Origin of the sequence: Paraburkholderia aromaticivorans (genome assembly GCF_002278075.1) — a bacterium.
GTDB classification, from domain to species: domain Bacteria; phylum Pseudomonadota; class Gammaproteobacteria; order Burkholderiales; family Burkholderiaceae; genus Paraburkholderia; species Paraburkholderia aromaticivorans.
Window position 1 is genome coordinate 2,079,876 of the sequence record NZ_CP022989.1, and the last position, 16,374, is coordinate 2,096,249.

16 protein-coding genes, 1 tRNA gene, 1 pseudogene and 1 riboswitch are annotated in these 16,374 nt (G+C 63.2%); of the genes and pseudogenes, 8 read left to right on the plus strand and 10 right to left on the minus strand.

The features are described from left to right. Positions 1–31: 31 nt before the first annotated feature. Positions 32–210 (plus strand): annotated as a pseudogene (locus CJU94_RS42400) (cold shock domain-containing protein); the annotation flags it as partial. A gap of 355 nt (positions 211–565) precedes the next feature. Further along, positions 566–1,717, plus strand: a complete 1,152-nt coding sequence (locus CJU94_RS09575) for an exonuclease domain-containing protein (protein ID WP_095418483.1) — start codon at positions 566–568, stop codon at positions 1,715–1,717. Between the two features lie 148 nt (positions 1,718–1,865). Here the strand turns inward: CJU94_RS09575 and CJU94_RS09580 are convergent, their stop codons facing one another. The 4 genes from CJU94_RS09580 to CJU94_RS09590 all read right to left on the minus strand — a co-directional run bounded on the left by CJU94_RS09580 (position 1,866) and on the right by CJU94_RS09590 (position 6,375). Then, on the minus strand, positions 1,866–2,462 hold the full coding sequence (locus CJU94_RS09580; RefSeq protein WP_095418484.1) for a chorismate mutase: 597 nt from the start codon (positions 2,460–2,462) through the stop codon (positions 1,866–1,868). A gap of 290 nt (positions 2,463–2,752) precedes the next feature. Further along, positions 2,753–2,902 carry a hypothetical protein gene (locus tag CJU94_RS41365; protein ID WP_007180815.1) on the minus strand — a complete coding sequence of 50 codons (150 nt, stop codon included), beginning with the start codon at positions 2,900–2,902 and terminating at the stop codon, positions 2,753–2,755. 442 nt (positions 2,903–3,344) lie between these two features. After that, positions 3,345–3,590 carry a hypothetical protein gene (locus CJU94_RS09585; RefSeq protein WP_095418485.1) on the minus strand — a complete coding sequence of 82 codons (246 nt, stop codon included), beginning with the start codon at positions 3,588–3,590 and terminating at the stop codon, positions 3,345–3,347. A 61-nt stretch (positions 3,591–3,651) separates the two neighbouring features. Continuing rightward, positions 3,652–6,375 carry an excinuclease ABC subunit UvrA gene (locus CJU94_RS09590; RefSeq protein ID WP_095418486.1) on the minus strand — a complete coding sequence of 908 codons (2,724 nt, stop codon included), beginning with the start codon at positions 6,373–6,375 and terminating at the stop codon, positions 3,652–3,654. A 240-nt stretch (positions 6,376–6,615) separates the two neighbouring features. On the opposite strand from CJU94_RS09590, the gene CJU94_RS09595 reads away from it, so the two are divergent. Next, positions 6,616–6,816, plus strand: coding sequence for a hypothetical protein (locus CJU94_RS09595; RefSeq protein ID WP_095418487.1), 201 nt, complete (start codon positions 6,616–6,618; stop codon positions 6,814–6,816). Between the two features lie 109 nt (positions 6,817–6,925). Here CJU94_RS09595 and CJU94_RS09600 read toward each other — a convergent pair. The 5 genes from CJU94_RS09600 to pepN all read right to left on the minus strand — a co-directional run bounded on the left by CJU94_RS09600 (position 6,926) and on the right by pepN (position 11,841). Beyond that, positions 6,926–7,001 (minus strand) — tRNA-Thr (locus CJU94_RS09600). Positions 7,002–7,056: 55 nt separating this feature from the next. Further along, the gene (locus CJU94_RS09605; RefSeq protein ID WP_095418488.1) at positions 7,057–8,073 is read right to left on the minus strand and encodes a class 1 fructose-bisphosphatase; all 1,017 of its coding nucleotides are present in this window, start codon (positions 8,071–8,073) and stop codon (positions 7,057–7,059) included. A gap of 122 nt (positions 8,074–8,195) precedes the next feature. Then, entirely contained in the window at positions 8,196–8,651 is a 456-nt protein-coding gene (locus tag CJU94_RS09610; protein WP_095418489.1) for a HigA family addiction module antitoxin, read from the minus strand. A gap of 16 nt (positions 8,652–8,667) precedes the next feature. Further along, positions 8,668–8,949, minus strand: a complete 282-nt coding sequence (locus CJU94_RS09615; protein ID WP_095418490.1) for a type II toxin-antitoxin system RelE/ParE family toxin — start codon at positions 8,947–8,949, stop codon at positions 8,668–8,670. A 195-nt stretch (positions 8,950–9,144) separates the two neighbouring features. Continuing rightward, positions 9,145–11,841: an aminopeptidase N gene (pepN, locus tag CJU94_RS09620; protein ID WP_095418491.1), complete on the minus strand. Its 2,697-nt coding sequence runs from the start codon at positions 11,839–11,841 to the stop codon at positions 9,145–9,147. Between the two features lie 229 nt (positions 11,842–12,070). Between pepN and CJU94_RS09625 the strand changes: the two genes are divergently transcribed. After that, positions 12,071–12,769 carry a DUF4136 domain-containing protein gene (locus CJU94_RS09625; RefSeq protein WP_095418492.1) on the plus strand — a complete coding sequence of 233 codons (699 nt, stop codon included), beginning with the start codon at positions 12,071–12,073 and terminating at the stop codon, positions 12,767–12,769. A 407-nt stretch (positions 12,770–13,176) separates the two neighbouring features. Here the strand turns inward: CJU94_RS09625 and CJU94_RS09630 are convergent, their stop codons facing one another. Further along, positions 13,177–13,749: a TMEM165/GDT1 family protein gene (locus tag CJU94_RS09630; protein WP_095418493.1), complete on the minus strand. Its 573-nt coding sequence runs from the start codon at positions 13,747–13,749 to the stop codon at positions 13,177–13,179. A gap of 6 nt (positions 13,750–13,755) precedes the next feature. Next, a riboswitch (yybP-ykoY riboswitch) is annotated at positions 13,756–13,978 on the minus strand. A 123-nt stretch (positions 13,979–14,101) separates the two neighbouring features. On the opposite strand from CJU94_RS09630, the gene CJU94_RS40810 reads away from it, so the two are divergent. The 4 genes from CJU94_RS40810 (at position 14,102) to CJU94_RS09645 (ending at position 16,372) form a co-directional block, all read left to right on the plus strand. Continuing rightward, positions 14,102–14,344 (plus strand): hypothetical protein, encoded by a 243-nt coding sequence (locus CJU94_RS40810; protein ID WP_157763730.1) that lies wholly within the window; start codon positions 14,102–14,104, stop codon positions 14,342–14,344. A gap of 247 nt (positions 14,345–14,591) precedes the next feature. Next, the gene (locus CJU94_RS09635; RefSeq protein ID WP_095418494.1) at positions 14,592–15,320 is read left to right on the plus strand and encodes a beta-ketoacyl synthase chain length factor; all 729 of its coding nucleotides are present in this window, start codon (positions 14,592–14,594) and stop codon (positions 15,318–15,320) included. Then, on the plus strand, positions 15,304–16,098 hold the full coding sequence (locus CJU94_RS09640) for a lysophospholipid acyltransferase family protein (RefSeq protein WP_095418495.1): 795 nt from the start codon (positions 15,304–15,306) through the stop codon (positions 16,096–16,098). Before CJU94_RS09635 ends, CJU94_RS09640 begins: the two co-directional genes overlap by 17 nt. Next, the gene (locus CJU94_RS09645; protein WP_095418496.1) at positions 16,073–16,372 is read left to right on the plus strand and encodes a phosphopantetheine-binding protein; all 300 of its coding nucleotides are present in this window, start codon (positions 16,073–16,075) and stop codon (positions 16,370–16,372) included. The genes CJU94_RS09640 and CJU94_RS09645 overlap by 26 nt, the downstream gene beginning before the upstream one ends. Positions 16,373–16,374 lie beyond the last annotated feature (2 nt).

Consider the following 16,374-nt stretch of genomic DNA (forward strand, 5'->3'; position numbering starts at 1 on the left):
AAGTGGAAATGGAAACAGTATCGTCAAATGATTTAGCGATCCGAAGGGCCTTGGTTCTATAAAGTGGCATTTGGGCGGCGAGGATCTATTCGCACATTTCGGAAATTCGCACGGAGGGCTTCAAGTCGCTAAAGAACCACCAGCGCGTTTTCCTTCGACGTCATGGCGTGGCCGAAGGGCGAGCAAGCATCGAACTTCCAGCCGCTGTAATAGTCGGTGAACGCCATTGCGCGCTTCACCGGGCAGCGAGATGCACGACAGCCTTCGAAAAACGCGAGCGCTTTTGTTCACCGCACTGGCTGCCTTTTGCTGCAGCTTGAGTTTAACTATCTGGTCCGGAATAGTTTGAAAGACGGAGAAAGTCACCCGCAACTTTCTTTGCGATTTCTGACCGTCTATGGCGAAGAAGCATAACGAATTGTGCTTTCAGCACCACCGCACGCTCACAGGAAAAAAGCCGCCGTCACGCCGCGGCACGGCCGCCGTAATACGATGGAGGCCGGGTACACTCGGGCCAACTGGTGCATACTTGCCGCAAAGCCACGCGTCCAAAGTAATCTTTTCCATGTCTGAACAGTTTTTGCCGGAACCGGCCCTGGATGGTCCGATCGTCTTCGTCGACCTTGAAACCACTGGCGGCTCGACTGCCGAGCATCGCATCACCGAAGTCGGTGTGGTCGAAGTTGGACCGGCCGGCGTGTCGCGCTGGAGCAGTCTGGTCGATCCTCAGCAACCGATTCCTTCATTCATTCAGCAGCTCACCGGCATCACCAATGCGATGGTGCGGGGAGCACCGACTTTCGAAGCGATCGCACCGGCTCTTTTCGAGCGTCTGAACGGCAAACTGTTCGTCGCGCATAACGCGAGTTTCGATCGCGGTTTTCTGCGCGGCGAGTTTCGCCGGGTAGGGCTCGCCTTCGATCCCGATGTGTTGTGCACCGTGCGTTTGTCGCGCGCGCTGTTCCCGGCGGAGAAGCGCCACGGTCTCGACGCTCTGGTCGAGCGCCATACGCTGGTGCCGGCGGATCGCCACCGCGCACTCGCCGACGCCGATCTGATCTGGCAATTCTGGCAACGTCTGCACGGCCTCGTGCCGCTCGATGTACTGCGCGCGCAGATCGAGCGCACCACGCGGCGCTACCGGCTTGCCGGCGGCATCACCGAAGACCTGCTCGACACCGCGCCTGCGGGGTGCGGCGTGTATGCGTTCTATGGAGAGCAGGACTTGCCTCTCTATGTCGGGCGAAGCGTGCGCGTGCGGCAACGACTGCGGTCACATTTGACCGGTGAGCGGCGCTCGTCCAAGGATATCCGGCTTGCGCAACAGGTGCGGCGTGTCGAATGGCGGGCAACCGGCGGCGAATTGGGCGCAATGCTCGCGGAGGCGCAATGGATCGCGAAGCTGCGACCCGGCCATAACCGGGTGCCGCGCGTCGCGAAGAGCGATCCCGCGGACGCGCCTTGGCCGTTCGAGGGGCCGATCGTCTTCGAGGAACGCGAGGAAGCCTCGCAGGCGCGCGCGTTTCATGTCGTCGACCGTTGGCGCTATGTGGGCCATGCGGCTTCGCTCACGGAGGCTGCCGAGTTGCATGCGTCGAGCGCCGTGGGAACGTTCGAGCTGTCGACGTATCGTATTCTGCAAAGCCATCTTGCCCGCGGCCTGCGTGTGATGCCATTGAGCGTGTCGGGCGGAACGCTCGTGGCGAATGTCGCCTGACGAAGCCCGAGCGCTCGGGATCTAGCGGTTCCGCTTTGCCGTGCTCGGTTTTCAGCCAATAGATTGCTCGCCGCTCAAGGCGGGCGGGTGCGCTGCACCACCATGGCGGACTTGCGGATGCGAGTGGCGCGCTTTATGCCGGCGCCAATTAGCCCGTCGCGCCCACTCCGCCCGTTTCGCAGACGTGCCCAAGCGCCCGGGTCAAAGCGCTCGAGCGAAGAGAATCGTAGCGCGTCAGCGATTTCCAGTTGGCGAGCGATTGCGCGACGCGCGACGGACAATCCGGCGCAGCGCGCAGCGGTTGGACGCGCGCGAGGCCGGCCACGAGCGATTGCGTCAGCCGGTCCAGCTGCGGTCGCGTGCTGGTCGCGAGATCGGGCGCGGGCCCCTCAGGCGCTTGCGTACTGCGCCAGGTGGCGAACAGTGCGTTTTGCACGTCCTTGCTGGCGTCGATCTGATCCTGAAAGAAGGCGCGGGCGAATGCGGGGTCGACGTTCGCCGCAGCGGCGCGTTTTTCCACATCGGCGAGGAGTGCGTTCTCGCGCGGCGTGTCGGTGATGTCCTGATGGTTTGCCCATTTCCAGCGCGCCACCGGTTCCGCGAGCGCCAGACGCTGCGAAGCCAGCGCAATCAGATTGGTGAGCGCGGTATCGTCACCATCTGCGACGGCCGGAGCCGGCATGAATGCAAGTGTGGCGAATAGCGCGAGCGCGCATGACGCACCGAAGCGGTATGAACGGTTCATGGAAGAGGGCAGTAGCCGAGCGGCTGCGGAAGAAAAACCAGAAGAATAGACGATGCGCCGATCATGCGGCGTCTCTTCATTTCACGCGAAGCAAACGGTGGCCGAATTACATGGGCTCGGTTTCTGAAGGCGCGCGGAAACAAACGCGGGCCACGCGGCCGCGCGTCATGCGAATCAGGCCGACTGACCCCGCGTCACGAATCGGCCAGAGCATGCGAACCTGGGCGCGTGCGAGCATCCACCGCGCGCCGGGCGCGCGGACGCTGATGCTGCATAGCGCAACTGCACAGTTATTTCGAATCGCACGACTTGCGTTGTTCGTCGAAAAAGGCGCGAACGTGCTCAGGCAGTTCAGCACCCAGAAACTCGACGCCAGCGGGTTCCGGATCCGGGCAAAAGACTTTATCCGGGGTCGGAACTTTCGGTGGTTTGGCATCCATGATCTTTCTCCTTTACAAACCGATTATCTGCCTCGGTCCCCGTTTTGCACTAGAGGCTGATGCGGATCACATCTTCTTTGTTGCTTTAACGGCACAGGCCAACAATGGAACGGAATGTTTGAATAGAATTTATCGGTTCACTGTTGATGCGCCGATCGGACTGCACCGGTCAAATCATTCCGATATTTCTCCACCATCCTTCCCAGCCTTATCCCACGGGCGATCCAGCACACACTGTCTGTTTCTTCACACTAGCCAGTTTCAATTGACTGATATCAACGAGGCGTCCTGGATTTTGTGCGCTGCCGCATTCGTAGGATTTTCTCCTTAAAGGGCCGAACGTTCGTTAATTACCGACCGCTTCAATTCAGCCATTCAGCCCTCATTGTTTCGTAAACGATCGATTTGCGGGTTTCGTTGACGAGGAAAACACTTTTCCTGATTAGTGCGTGAATAAAAGTTCGGCCCACCGGTGCGTCGGAAACGGTGGGCTAACGCGGGGCTTTTGTCGCACGGTCTTTGTGACCCCGAGCGCGGCGGCGTCGATCTGCGTGACGCGATCCCACGTGTGCAGGTCGTACGATAGGTCGATGTGGTCGGCGTCGAATTGCTTGAGCGAGCCATCGAGCGCACGCAGCAGATTCTTGCGCCGGCTGCCGCCCGCACGTGAATCGCCGGACTCGGCCATGTAGGCGTATTTTGTCGCGCTCGCGCCTCCAGCTCAGACCGCGCTCACGCTGCCCCCGTCATCACGCTACGAGTTGTTCCCGCAGGTACTCGGCGGTGCGGCTGTCTTTCGCGCGCACGACCTGGGCTGGCGTGCCGCTTGCCACGATTTTGCCGCCGGCATCGCCGGCGCCCGGGCCGACGTCGATCACCCAGTCGCTTTGCGCGGCCACCCGCATGTCGTGCTCCACGACCACTACCGTATTGCCCGCATCCACGAGTCCCTGGAGTTGCACCATGAGCCGGTCGACGTCGACGGGATGCAGGCCGGTGGTCGGTTCGTCGAGGATGTACAGCGTGTCGCCGCGTTGCGCGCGTTGCAGTTCGGTGGCGAGTTTGATGCGCTGGGCTTCGCCGCCGGACAGCTCGGTGGCCGGCTGGCCGAGCCGCAGATAGCCGAGGCCGATGTCGCGCAGCACTTTCAATGCGCGCATCACGCTGGCTTCGTCGGCGAAGAAGTCGCAGGCCGCGTCGACCGTGAAGCCGAGCACCTCGGCGATATTTTTATCGCGCCACGTGACTTCCAGCGTCTGCGTGTTGTAGCGGCTACCGTGACACGTCGAGCAGGGCGCGTAGACGCTCGGCAGGAACAGCAGTTCGACGCTGACAAAGCCTTCGCCTTCGCAAGTCGGGCAACGGCCTTGCGCTACGTTGAACGAAAAGCGGCCCGCGCTGTAGCGGCGCTTGCGGGCGAGCGGCGTATCGGCGAACAGTTTGCGCACGTGGTCGAACAGGCCCGTGTAAGTGGCGAGGTTGGAGCGCGGCGTGCGGCCGATCGGTTTCTGATCGACGCGTACGAGCCGTCGCACGGCGTCCATCCCTGCGGCGATGTGGCCGCCGGTCGGCATGGCGGTAGCGGCGAGCAACGGGTCTTGCTCGTCGTCGTCCGGGTTTTCGAAGGCGCGTCCAAGGTGGCTTGCGATCAGCTCAGGCAATGCCTGGCTCACGAGGCTCGATTTGCCGGAGCCGGACACGCCTGTGACGGCAGTCAGACAGCCGAGCGGAAACGCGGCGTCGAGCCCGTGCAGATTGTTGCGCGTGATGCCGGCAAGCCGCAGCCAGCCCGCAGGCTCGCGCGGCATGCGTTCGACAGGCGCTGGCGGCGCGAACAGATGCCGGCGCGTTTGCGACGCCTCCACCTTCGCGAGTCCGGCGGGCGGCCCGCTGTAAACCACATGGCCGCCGGCTTCACCCGCTGCGGGACCGACGTCGACCAGCCAGTCGGCGCGCCGCATCATCTGCAGATCGTGTTCGACGACAAACAGCGAATTGCCCGCCGCCTTCAATCCTTGCAACGCGCTGAAGAGTGCTTCGCCATCGGCGGGATGCAGACCGGCTGATGGCTCATCGAGCACGTACACGACGCCGAACAATTGCGACGACAACTGTGTGGCGAGTCGCAGGCGCTGCAGTTCGCCGGACGATAGCGTGGGCGTGCTGCGCTCCAACGCGAGATAGCCGAGGCCCAGATCGACCAGCGTCGTCAGGCGCTCGAGCAGTTCGGCCGAGATGCGTTGGGCAGCGACGCGCTTCTCCTCGGACAGGTTGGGCGTGCGCCGCACGTCGGGCGAGGCTTTGTGCGCGGAACCGCCTGCGGCGACCCGCTTGTCGACGGCATCGCGCATGGCGCTCTTGCTGAGCACGCTGCCTTTGCTGGCGGCTTTACCCGCGCTGTTGCCTGCGCCGTTGCCTGCGCTGTTGCCTGAATTCGCGGCGTCCGCTTCGGGCCATTCGCCGCGTGCGATCGGTTCGAGCATCGCGGCAAGCCGGGCGAGCGGCAACTGCGAAAACTCGCCGATATCGAGCCCGGCGAACTTCACGGACAGCGCTTCTTTCTTGAGTCGCTTGCCATGACAGGCCGGGCAGACGCTGCCGATCATGAACTGCGAGACGCGTTTCTTCATCAGCGCGCTTTGGGTGTTCGCGAACGTGTGCAGCACGTAGCGGCGTGCGCCGGTGAACGTGCCCTGATAGCTCGGCTCGTCCTTGCGCTTGAGCGCGGCGCGGGTTTCCTTCGGCGTGAGGCCCGCGTAGACGGGCGCGGTCGGCTGTTCGTCGGTGAAGAGGATCCAGTCGCGGTCTTTCTTCGGTAAGTCGCGCCACGGCGTATCGACGTCGTAACCGAGCGTCACCAGAATGTCGCGCAGATTCTGTCCATGCCACGCGGGCGGCCATGCGGCAATCGCGCGTTCGCGAATGGTCAGCGAGTCGTCGGGCACCATCGATTTTTCGGTGACCTCGTACACGCGGCCGAGTCCATGGCAAGTCGGGCAGGCGCCTTGCACCGTGTTCGGCGAGAAATCTTCGGCGAACAGCATGGGCTGCTTCGGCGGATAGTCGCCGGTGCGCGAATACAGCATGCGCACCAGACTCGACAACGTGGTCACGCTGCCCACCGACGAGCGCGTGCTCGGCGTGCCGCGCTGCTGCTGCAAGGCGACCGCGGGCGGCAGGCCTTCGATAGCGTCGACTTCCGGCACGCCGACCTGGTCGATCAGACGCCGCGCATACGGCGCGACGGATTCGAAATAGCGCCGCTGCGCCTCGGCATACAACGTGCCGAACGCCAGCGACGATTTGCCTGAACCGGACACGCCGGTGAAGACGACCAGCGCGTCACGTGGAATCTGCACGTCGACGTTCTTCAGGTTGTGCTCGCGAGCGCCGCGCACGCGTACGAAGCCGGTGAATGCGGCCGTGCCGGAAGCGGGCGGTGCTGGGCGAGGCTTGTTGCGGATGGCGTCCATATCGATGAGTAGCGAATAAGCGTGGGCGGCCGGAGCGGGCGAACGCTAATGAGGTCGCACGGAACATGCCTGTCGAAGTCGTGATGATGCCAGTGAAGGCGAGGGCGGCGCGCGCCCTGTCCGCCAGGCATCACGGCCTGTTATTGATAGCAGCTATCTGCGGCCCACAGTGCGGTGGCCAACGGACGCGCCATCACGAACACGGATGATGGCAGTCTTCGCCCTTCGGAGAATGTCGCCATGGAAAACGCTGTGTACTGGAAAGGTCGTCAGGTCGGAATCGAGTGTGCCGGCCGGATTTTGTGGTTTTCTTCGGCACCGCACGAAGCGGTCGCGGCCTACAGCACTCAGCGGCAGGAGCCGGCGCGCGTGGAAGATTCCATCGTGGCGCGCAACCTCGTCACGACCGCGCAATACGATCGGCTGGATTTTCGTGGGTAACGGGCAGCACGGGATGCTCGAGCGCTAGCGTGCGCCAACCACTCAGGAAAGCAGGCGCGGAAAACAAAAAGCCCAGTCGCGAAGACTGGGCTTTTTGCTTGAATCTTGATGGTGCCGGAAAGAGGAATCGAACCCCCGACCTTCGCATTACGAATGCGCTGCTCTACCGTCTGAGCTATTCCGGCATCAGGAGAAACGAGATTATATGGACTTATTTAGGAGTTTGGCAAGCCCCTAAACTCACTTTTTTGCTTCGAGGTGGTAGCGGGTGACCCGGTCCACCTCGCTCTTCGAGCCGAGGAACACGGCCACGCGCTCATGCAGGCTTTTCGGCTGGATGTCCAGGATGCGTTTTTCGCCATTGGTCGCGGCGCCGCCCGCCTGCTCGACGATGAACGCCATCGGGTTCGCCTCGTACATCAGGCGCAGCTTGCCCGGCTTGTCCGGCGTGCGCTTGTCGGCCGGATACATGAAGATGCCGCCGCGATTCAGGATACGGTGCACGTCCGCCACCATCGACGCGATCCAGCGCATGTTGAAGTCGCTTTGACGCGAGCCTTCCTTGCCGTCCTTCAACTCGCCGATGTACTGCTGGACAGGCGGATACCAGTGACGCTCGTTCGACGCGTTGATCGCATATTCACGAGTTTCGACCGGAATACGCATATCGCTTTGCGTGAGCACCCACGAGCCGAGTTCCCGGTCGAGCGTGAAGCAGTTCACGCCGTTGCCGGTGGTCAGCACCAGCACGGTTTGCGGACCATACACCGCATACCCCGCGGCGACCTGCTGCGTGCCGGGTTGCAGGAACGATTGTTCGGTGGGCTGCTGGCCGTCCGGGCAGCGCAACACGGAGAAGATCGTGCCGATCGAAACATTGACGTCGATGTTCGACGAACCGTCGAGCGGATCGAACACGAGCAGGTATTCGCCCTTCGGATAGTTCGCCGGGATCGGGAAGAACTGTTCCATTTCCTCGGACGCCATGCCCGCGAGGTTGCCGCCCCATTCATTCGCTTCGAGCAGGATTTCGTTCGACAGGATGTCGAGCTTCTTCTGCACTTCGCCTTGAACGTTCTCGCTGCCCGCCGTGCCGAGCGCATCGCCCAGCGCGCCCTTGCTGACGTGGTAGCTGATCGCCTTGCATGCACGCGCGACAACTTCGATCAAAAGGCGCAGATCGGCCGGCAGGTTGTTGGTCTCGCGCTGCTGCTCGATCAGGTACTTCGTGAGAGTGGTACGACGTTGCAATGCCATTGCTGTACTCCGGGAAGGCTTGAGGAATAGTTCGATTTTAACCGTTCGTTGTGTCGGCTCCGTGCTTTTGCGCGCGAACCTTATACGGCCATGCCGCCGGACCCACCGATGCATGCCGGAAATCAGGCTTTGCGGCGCGCCTTGCTGGCTGTGAGCTTGCCGCTCACGCTCGCGGCGAGCGCCGCGGCCCGGGCGTGTTCGCTCGACACCTTCGGCAGTTTCGGGCGGTCCGCTTTCGGCATGGGCTCGATTTCACGTTCGATCTGTTCGCCGGCGGCCGCGGTGGCGACGCGCAGGTCGTAAGCGATTTGCAGGTTGAGCCAGAACTGCGCGCTCGCGCCAAAGTAGCGCTCGAGCCGCAACGCGGTGTCGGCCGAAATAGCGCGCCTGCAGCGCACGACGTCGTTGATGCGCGGCGCCGGTACGCGCAGCGCCAGTGCGAGTGCATTGACGGACATGCCGAGCGGTTCGAGGAACTCGCTGCGCAGAATCTCGCCCGGATGAATTTCCGGGATGCTGTTGCCGGTGTCAATGTCCGAGAAATCGATGCTGTCCAGATCGGAGCGTTTGATAACCATGCCGGTCTCCCAATAATCAGTGATAGTCGACAATTTCGACATTCAGCGCCTGCCCGTCGACGAAATGAAAACAGATGCGCCATTGCGCATTGATCCGGATACTCCACTGCCCGCTGCGTTGGCCCTGCGGTGCTTCCAGCCGGTTGCCGGGTGGCGCGTGCAGGTCGCGGACGGATTCTGCGGAGTCGATCATCAGCAACTTGCGGCGCGCGAGCGTCGGCATGTGAAGCGGCAATGAATACACGAACCTGCCTTGAAAAATGCTCGCCGTAGCTTTGTCGCCGAATGTCGCGATCATGGGAGAATATAATGCAGTGCGTTAAACGTAAGCCGTTAAGTGAAGACTTTTACTTTCACCCCGCCGACGCGAGCCGGCCAGTCGTCCGGATGGCCGACGTTGCGGCCGCGCACCGCCGCGCCGGCGAACGCAAGACGAAAAAAAGCCGGCAACACGCGCCGGCTTTTCGATGCGGGAACCGCGCTCTGGCGGACATCAGGCCAATGCTTTCTCCACGATCTCGCGCACATCGCGCGATTTCACCTGAGCGGCGACTTTCTCCAGCGCCGCACGCATGCCGTCGCGCAGCGTCGGCGTGAAGCGGCGCCACAGTTCCAGCGAGCGGGCGAGACGGGCGGCCACTTGTGGATTGATGGCGTCGAGCGCGATCACCTGGTCGGCCCAGAACGCGTAGCCTGACCCGTCTTCGGCATGGAACTGCGCGGGGTTCGCCGCACAGAAGCTGAAAATCAGCGAGCGCGCGCGGTTCGGGTTCTTCAGGTTGAAGGCCGGGTGCGACATCAGCTTGCGCACGATGTCGATCACCGGACGTTGCGCGCTGCCTCGCTGCGTGGCCTGCAAGGCAAACCACTTGTCGATTACGAGCGGCTCCTTTTCGAAGCGCTGGTAGAAGTCGTCCAGCGCCTGCTGCGCCTCGGCGCTGCCGCCGTTGGCCGCCGACGCGTTGAGCAACGCGGACAGCGCCGCCGCGCGGTCGGTCATGTTGTTCGCCGCGTCGTATTGCGCGGACGCGAGACGCACGGCCTCGGCCGGATCGTCCAGTTCCGCGAGGTACGACAGCGCGAGGTTCTTGAGCGCACGATGACCGGACGCTTCCGGCGTGGCCTCATACGCGCCCGGCGTGCGGTGCTGCTCGTACAGCTTGAGCCAGTCGCTCCTGAGCGCATTGGCGAGGCGCTTGCGCACGAACTGCCGCGCGGCGTGCACGGCGGCCGGATTCGATTCGGCCATCTGCTCGGCCAGATACGCTTCCGAAGGCAGCATCAACGCGAGTTCGCGGAACGAAGGCGAGAGCGTTTCGTCGGTCAGCACGCGTGCGAACGCGGCGACCACCGAGTCGTCGAGTTGCAGCGGCACGCCGGTGGCGGCGCGCCCGGCGAGCGTGAGCAGCTCGCGCGTGGCAAGCCGCTGGCCGGCTTCCCAGCGGTTGAACGGGTCGCTGTCGTGGGCCAGCAGAAACGCCAACTGTTCCGCCGAGTAGTCGTATTCGACGATCACGGGCGCCGAAAAATTGCGCAACAGCGAGGGCAGCGGCTCCTGCGCGACGTTGACGAACGTGAAGGTCTGTTCGGTCTGCGTGAATTCGAGGACGCGCGTGGTCGCCTTGCCGGCCTGCGCTTCGCCTTCCAGTTGCAGAGGCAGGTCGCGGCCGTCTTTGCCGATCAGGCCGATCGCGAACGGAATCAGCAGCGGACCCTTTTGCGTCTCGCGCGCGGCCGGCGCGGCTTCGCCATAGCCTTGCGTGAGCGTCACGCTGTAACGATGCTGCGCGGCGTCGTATTGCGTGCGCACGGACACGCGCGGCGTGCCGGCCTGGCTATACCAGCGCTCGAATTGCGCGAGGTCGCGGTCATTCGCGTCGGCGAGCGCATGACGGAAATCGTCGCAGGTCACGGCCTGGCCGTCATGGCGCTTGAAGTAAAGGTCCATGCCCTTGCGGAAGCCGTCGCGGCCGAACAGGGTCTGATACATCCGCACGACTTCCGAGCCTTTTTCGTAGACCGTCATCGTGTAGAAGTTGTTGATCTCGACGTAGCTTTCCGGGCGCACCGGATGCGCCATTGGACCCGCATCTTCGGCGAACTGCATCTGGCGCAGCACGCGCACGTCCTCGATGCGCTTGGTGGCGCGCGCGGCTTCGTCGGTCGCGCCGCCGGCCATGTCAGCCGAGAACTCCTGATCGCGGAATACCGTCAGGCCTTCTTTCAGGCTCAGCTGGAACCAGTCGCGGCACGTCACGCGGTTGCCGGTCCAGTTATGGAAGTACTCGTGGCCGACCACGGCCTCGATGTTCGCGAAGTCCGTGTCCGTTGCCGTTTCGGGATTCGCCAGCACGTACTTCGTGTTGAAGATGTTGAGCCCCTTGTTCTCCATCGCGCCCATGTTGAAGTCGCTCACCGCGACGATCATGAAGCGGTCCAGATCGAGTTCGAGCCCGAAGCGTTCCTCGTCCCAACGGATCGAATGGATCAGCGAATCCATGGCGTGACGGGTCTTGTCCAGATCGTGCGGCTCGACCCATACCTGCAGCAGCTTTTCCTTGCCCGAGCCGCTCTTCACGCGCTCTTCCAGCGCGACGAGCTTGCCGGCGACCAGCGCGAACAGGTAGCTCGGCTTTCTGAACGGATCTTCCCAGCGCGCGAAGTGGCGGCCGTCCGGCAAATCGCCTTCTTCGAGCAGATTGCCGTTGGACAGCAGCACCGGATAATCGGCCTTGCTGGCGCGCAGCGTGACCGTGAAGGTCGCCATCACGTCCGGGCGGTCGAGGAAGTACGTGATGCGGCGAAAGCCCTCGGCCTCGCACTGCGTGAAGAAGTTGCCGCCCGACACATAAAGGCCCGACAGCGTGGTGTTCTCGGCCGGATTGCAGATGCTCGTGAGCGTCAGTTCGAAGTGGTCCGGCACATTGTCGAGCAGCAGGCCGTGTTCGTGCGCGTGGGCATTGGCGAACGGCTGGCCGTCGATGGCGGCGCTGACGAATTCGAGCTGTTCGCCCATCAACTCCAGATGCGCGGCGCGCGACGCCTCCGGATTGCGGCGCACGCGCATCGTGTTCCTGACAACCGTGCGTTCGGGAACCAGATCGAACTCCAGGGCGACGGTGTCGATCAGGAAGGCGGGCGGCGCGTAGTCGGCGCGGCGAATCACATTGGGCGTTGCGGTATCGGCCATGGCGTTCTGTAGTGTTGGAACTCGAGCCGGCAGGCGCGCTTCTGGCGTGCGAGCCGGGCATGTCGAGCCATTGTACAAAGCCTCGGCGAATTGTGCGGAGCGAACTTTTTACCGATATGCCTGGTCAGCGTATTATCGGGCGGCCGCGCGGTGCAAAAAGGCTTGCGCGCCGAGCGGGCCGGTCATGACGAACAATACAGAGGCATTGAGAAGTTTCACGAGGTAGACCATGAAAATCGATCGATGGACCCGCCGCGCCACGCTGCTGCTCGCCGCGCTGACGGTGCTGCTTTCCGGCTGCACGACCTACGTGACCACCCAGGTCACGGCCTTCTCCGACTGGAGCGGCAACGATGCCACCCGTACCTATGCATTCACGCGGGCCGCGGACCAGCAGAACAATCTCGAACTCAGCACCTACGAGCGCTTTGTCGCCAGCGAGCTCGCCACGCACGCGTTCCGGCAGGTCGACAGCGCGCAGGCGCGCTATCTGGTCGGACTGTCGTACGGGATTCGTTCGGATATGGTGACGGTCGCTGAACCGGTGTATTACAACCCGTGGCCTGCGCCGTACTGGGGGCGGCCGTTCGATCCGTGGGGTCCGTGGGGACCGTATCCCACCACGTACGTGAATCAGAGCTATCCGATCTTCACGCATCTGCTCGGCATACGGATCACCGAGCGGACAACCGGCAAGGAGGTCTACAACGTGACGGCGCGCAATTCGGGCGGCGAGTCGTCGCTGGTTCGCGCCATGCCCTTTCTGGTGCGTAGCGCGCTTGCCGATTTCCCGCTCGGCAACGGTGTGGTTCACACGGTGAAGATTCCGCTCAACGGGAATGGGGCGGCATCGAATGAAATTGCTGCTACCGGCGCCGCGCCCGCGGCGGCGCCGGCGCCGGCCTCCGGCGCGAAAGTCGTGCAGTAGCTTCTGTCGACGGGCGACGCGTGGAAGCGCGAGCGCCGGCAGCGAACAAAACGAACGGCCCCGCAGGGATGAGCTGCCGGGCCGTTTGTCCTGGTGGAGCCCGGCCAAGCGCGAAACGGCCTAAACTGCCGCGCTAGCGGAACGGCGCACCGAGAACGGCGAGCGGACCCCGGCGAGCGCGACCGGCGACGGCAAACGGCAAACGGCAAACGGCAAACGGCAAACGGCAAACGGCAAACGGCAAACGGCAAACGGCAAACGGCAAACGGCAAACGGCAAACGGCAAACGGCAAACGGCAAACGGCAAACGGCAAACGGCAAACCACGACCGGAGACCACGCGCCGGCCGCGGGCCGACCAACGACGCACCAACGGCCGACCTAGACCCCGCCTGGCCGCCCACCCGCCTAAACGCCCACGCCGAACAACGCCATCGTCCCGAGAATCACGAACATCACCGCCGCGATGCCGTGCACCAGTTTGGTCGGAAGCCGATGAGCGAAACGGTCGCCGAGCAGGATCGCGGGCACGTTGGCGATCATCATGCCGAGCGTGGTGCCGGCCACCACGCCGAAGAAGTCATGAAAACGCGCGGCGAGGGCCACCGTCGCGATCTGCGTCTTGTCGCCCATTTCCGCGAGAAAGAACGTGACCACGGTCGCGCCGAACACGCCGAAGTGCGTGCGGCTGGTATTGGCTTCTTCGTCGTCGAGCTTGTCCGGAACGAGTATCCACAGCCCCATGCCGATGAACGACGCGGCCAATGCCCAGCGCATGATGGTCGGCGTGAGCAGCGAGCCGAGCCAGGCGCCGAGCGCGCCCGCGCAGGCGTGGTTCACGAGCGTGGCGGCGAGGACGCCCAGAATGATCGGCAGCGGCTTGCGATAGCGGGCCGCCAGAACGAGCGAGAGCAATTGCGTCTTGTCGCCGATCTCGGCGAGCGCGACCGCTCCGGTCGAAATGAGAAAAGCGTGATCCACGTTGTGTCGATTCCCCGGGCCGAGATATGAACGAGCGACGACCCACGACACGCCGGGCCCTGTTGCGGCGGTGTGTGGATCATCGGTCTCGCCAGGCCAGAGGCTGCGGCTGCCATGGCCGTACAGGCCAAGTCTGTTGACAGGCGCCCCCGCGAACCACACGTGTGGCGCATCCGGATGACCGTGGTGCGCACGTGCCGCGGGGCGGCTACTCCCCAATGAGGGACGGAGTATAACAGGCGCAGTCGCGCCCCATGAGGGATTGCGTCCGCCGCATTCACGGTTGTTGCGCGCCGAACGAAGTTGAGACGGACCCGGCGTCGTATATTTCTGTGCAAATGGCTCGCGGCGTGTGAGTGCTTTGCCAGCGCAATGCAATCCCGCCAATCTGAAACATTTTTTCAGAAAGTTAATTGAAAGTAATGGCGGAGAGCCGCGAATTGTTTTCGCGTCCAGACGACTGCAAGTCACGCCGCTAGTGGGTTTTGCATTTGGCCGCGCATCCGGAAAACATCCCGTCGGCGTGCGCAACGGCTTTTTCGCCGGGCGTCGCACGACAGATACGGATACAGATGGATACGTCTTTTATGGCTGATTTATCCCAGAATATTCAGTATGATTCCGCGACCATAGGGAGCCGGAGACGATTCTCCAGACAAACGGCGAGGGTACCTCAATAAACGGGGCCAAGTGCCGTTATATGGCTGAACCCTATATAAGATCAGAAGATTGGATCGACCCCGGCTGGAGGTTGCCGGTCCGCGCGGCGCGTACACGCTGTGACGGTGCCGTAGTCCGTCAGGCGCTTCAGCCTCTCCTCGCTTCTACGCGCGAACACCGATATGCCCGATCTGCACTGGACTATTCCGGTCGCTCGCTGGTCTAGCTGGCCTGCTGCCGCATCTGCCGCACCCGATATCGGCTTCATCGAGCCCATCGTGCGGCGTCGTCTGAGCACTCTGTCCAGAGTGGCGCTGAAGGTCGCGCACGACTGTGTCGCGCACAACGCGACGCGGGTCGTTTTCGCCTCGCGCCACGGCGAACTGCGGCGTACCACGGATATCCTGCGCGCCATCAGCGCGGGCGAGCCGGTGTCGCCGACCGCCTTCAGCCTGTCTGTGCTCAATGCGATGACCGGCGTGTTCGGCATTGCGCGTGGCGACCGCTCGGCGGCGAGCGCGATTTCGGCCGGTGCTGAAACGCTCGGGTACGCGCTGCTGGAAGCCCACGCGCAGTACGCGACACAGCCGGATTCGCCGCTGCTGCTGGTCTATGCCGACGAGCCGGCCGACCCGGCGTACGGCACGATTGAAGACGAAGTGCCGGGCGGTGCGATCGCGATCCTGCTCGGTAGCAAAACGGCAACCGGCGCACTGGAGTGCATCGTGTCCCGCGAGAGTTCGCGGGAGTCCGCGCCGGAGAGCGAAGCCACGGCGAGCGAGGCCGCCTCGCCAACCCGGTTCGCGACCCAGAGCCAGGCCGTGCAGCATTGTCTGGAAACCGGCCTGTCCGCTGCATGGCAAGGCGCCGGCGCCATCTGGCATTGGAGTTGGCATGACCGCGCGGCTTGATTATCTCTGGCGGTTCTGCGCAACCGGCATGGCCTTCGTGGTCTTCGGCATATGCGGCGTACTGTTTTCCGTGGTGGTGTTTCCGCTTGCATGGGTGTGGCCGCATCGCGCGTCACGGCAGTTCGCGGTGACGAGCGTGATCCACTGGTTTTTCCGCGCGCTGGTCGCGGTGTTGCAGCGCATCGGCGTGATGGAACTCGAGGTGTCGGGCGTACAGGCGTTGCGCACCGGCAGGCCGGCGATCGTGGTCGCCAATCACCCGACCTATCTCGACGTGATGGTGCTGCTGTCGCTTACGCCGCATGCCTGTTGCGTGGTGAAAAACGCGCATTGGAGCAACCCGTGTTTCTGGGGCATCGTGCGCTCGGCGGAATACGTCAGCAATGCCGATCCGGCGGAGCTGGTCGAGGCCGGCGCGAGACAGCTCGCGGCGGGCTATACGATGATCATTTTTCCGGAAGGCACGCGCAGCCCCGCGCCGAACCGGCTGCACGCTTTTTCGCGCGGTTTTGCGCACATGGCGCTGAAAGTCGGCGCACCCATCGTCCCGGTGCTGATGGACTGCGATCCGCCCGCATTCACCAAGCAGATGCGCTGGTACGACGTGCCGGCACGCGCGTTCCGAATGCGCGTGAACGTGCTCGAGCCGCTCGGCGTCGACCGGCTCGCGGCCCATGACACTCCACCGGCTCTGGCTGCGCGCAGCGTGACGAGCGCCGTCGAAGCACACATTACTCAGCACCTGTTCGATTATGGATTCTTTAAAACTGGAAATTAAACAGCTTCTGATCGAAGCGCTCGATCTGGAAGATCTGAGCCCGGCGGATATCGACGACGATGCACCGTTGTTCGACACCGACGGCATCGGTCTCGATTCGATCGATGCGCTCGAAATCGGCATCGTGCTGCGCAAACAATACCAACTGACCATCGCAGCGAACGACGAGCGCACGCGCGAACACTTCCGCTCGATCAGCACGCTGGCGGCGCTCGTGACGAGCCAGCGCGAAGCGGCGCACGCTGTGAACGAAACAACCAGAAAGGGGGAGTAAAT

What these genes read in the sequence shown, in the direction of transcription:
- CJU94_RS09575 (WP_095418483.1), top strand. Translation starts at nt 566, where the DNA reads ATGTCTGAACAGTTTTTGCCGGAACCGGCCCTGGATGGTCCGATCGTC.
- CJU94_RS09580 (WP_095418484.1), bottom strand. Translation starts at nt 2,462, where the DNA reads ATGAACCGTTCATACCGCTTCGGTGCGTCATGCGCGCTCGCGCTATTC.
- CJU94_RS41365 (WP_007180815.1), bottom strand. Translation starts at nt 2,902, where the DNA reads ATGGATGCCAAACCACCGAAAGTTCCGACCCCGGATAAAGTCTTTTGC.
- CJU94_RS09585 (WP_095418485.1), bottom strand. Translation starts at nt 3,590, where the DNA reads ATGGCCGAGTCCGGCGATTCACGTGCGGGCGGCAGCCGGCGCAAGAAT.
- CJU94_RS09590 (WP_095418486.1), bottom strand. Translation starts at nt 6,375, where the DNA reads ATGGACGCCATCCGCAACAAGCCTCGCCCAGCACCGCCCGCTTCCGGC.
- CJU94_RS09595 (WP_095418487.1), top strand. Translation starts at nt 6,616, where the DNA reads ATGGAAAACGCTGTGTACTGGAAAGGTCGTCAGGTCGGAATCGAGTGT.
- CJU94_RS09605 (WP_095418488.1), bottom strand. Translation starts at nt 8,073, where the DNA reads ATGGCATTGCAACGTCGTACCACTCTCACGAAGTACCTGATCGAGCAG.
- CJU94_RS09610 (WP_095418489.1), bottom strand. Translation starts at nt 8,651, where the DNA reads ATGGTTATCAAACGCTCCGATCTGGACAGCATCGATTTCTCGGACATT.
- CJU94_RS09615 (WP_095418490.1), bottom strand. Translation starts at nt 8,949, where the DNA reads ATGATCGCGACATTCGGCGACAAAGCTACGGCGAGCATTTTTCAAGGC.
- pepN (WP_095418491.1), bottom strand. Translation starts at nt 11,841, where the DNA reads ATGGCCGATACCGCAACGCCCAATGTGATTCGCCGCGCCGACTACGCG.
- CJU94_RS09625 (WP_095418492.1), top strand. Translation starts at nt 12,071, where the DNA reads ATGAAAATCGATCGATGGACCCGCCGCGCCACGCTGCTGCTCGCCGCG.
- CJU94_RS09635 (WP_095418494.1), top strand. Translation starts at nt 14,592, where the DNA reads ATGCCCGATCTGCACTGGACTATTCCGGTCGCTCGCTGGTCTAGCTGG.
- CJU94_RS09640 (WP_095418495.1), top strand. Translation starts at nt 15,304, where the DNA reads ATGACCGCGCGGCTTGATTATCTCTGGCGGTTCTGCGCAACCGGCATG.
- CJU94_RS09645 (WP_095418496.1), top strand. Translation starts at nt 16,073, where the DNA reads ATGGATTCTTTAAAACTGGAAATTAAACAGCTTCTGATCGAAGCGCTC.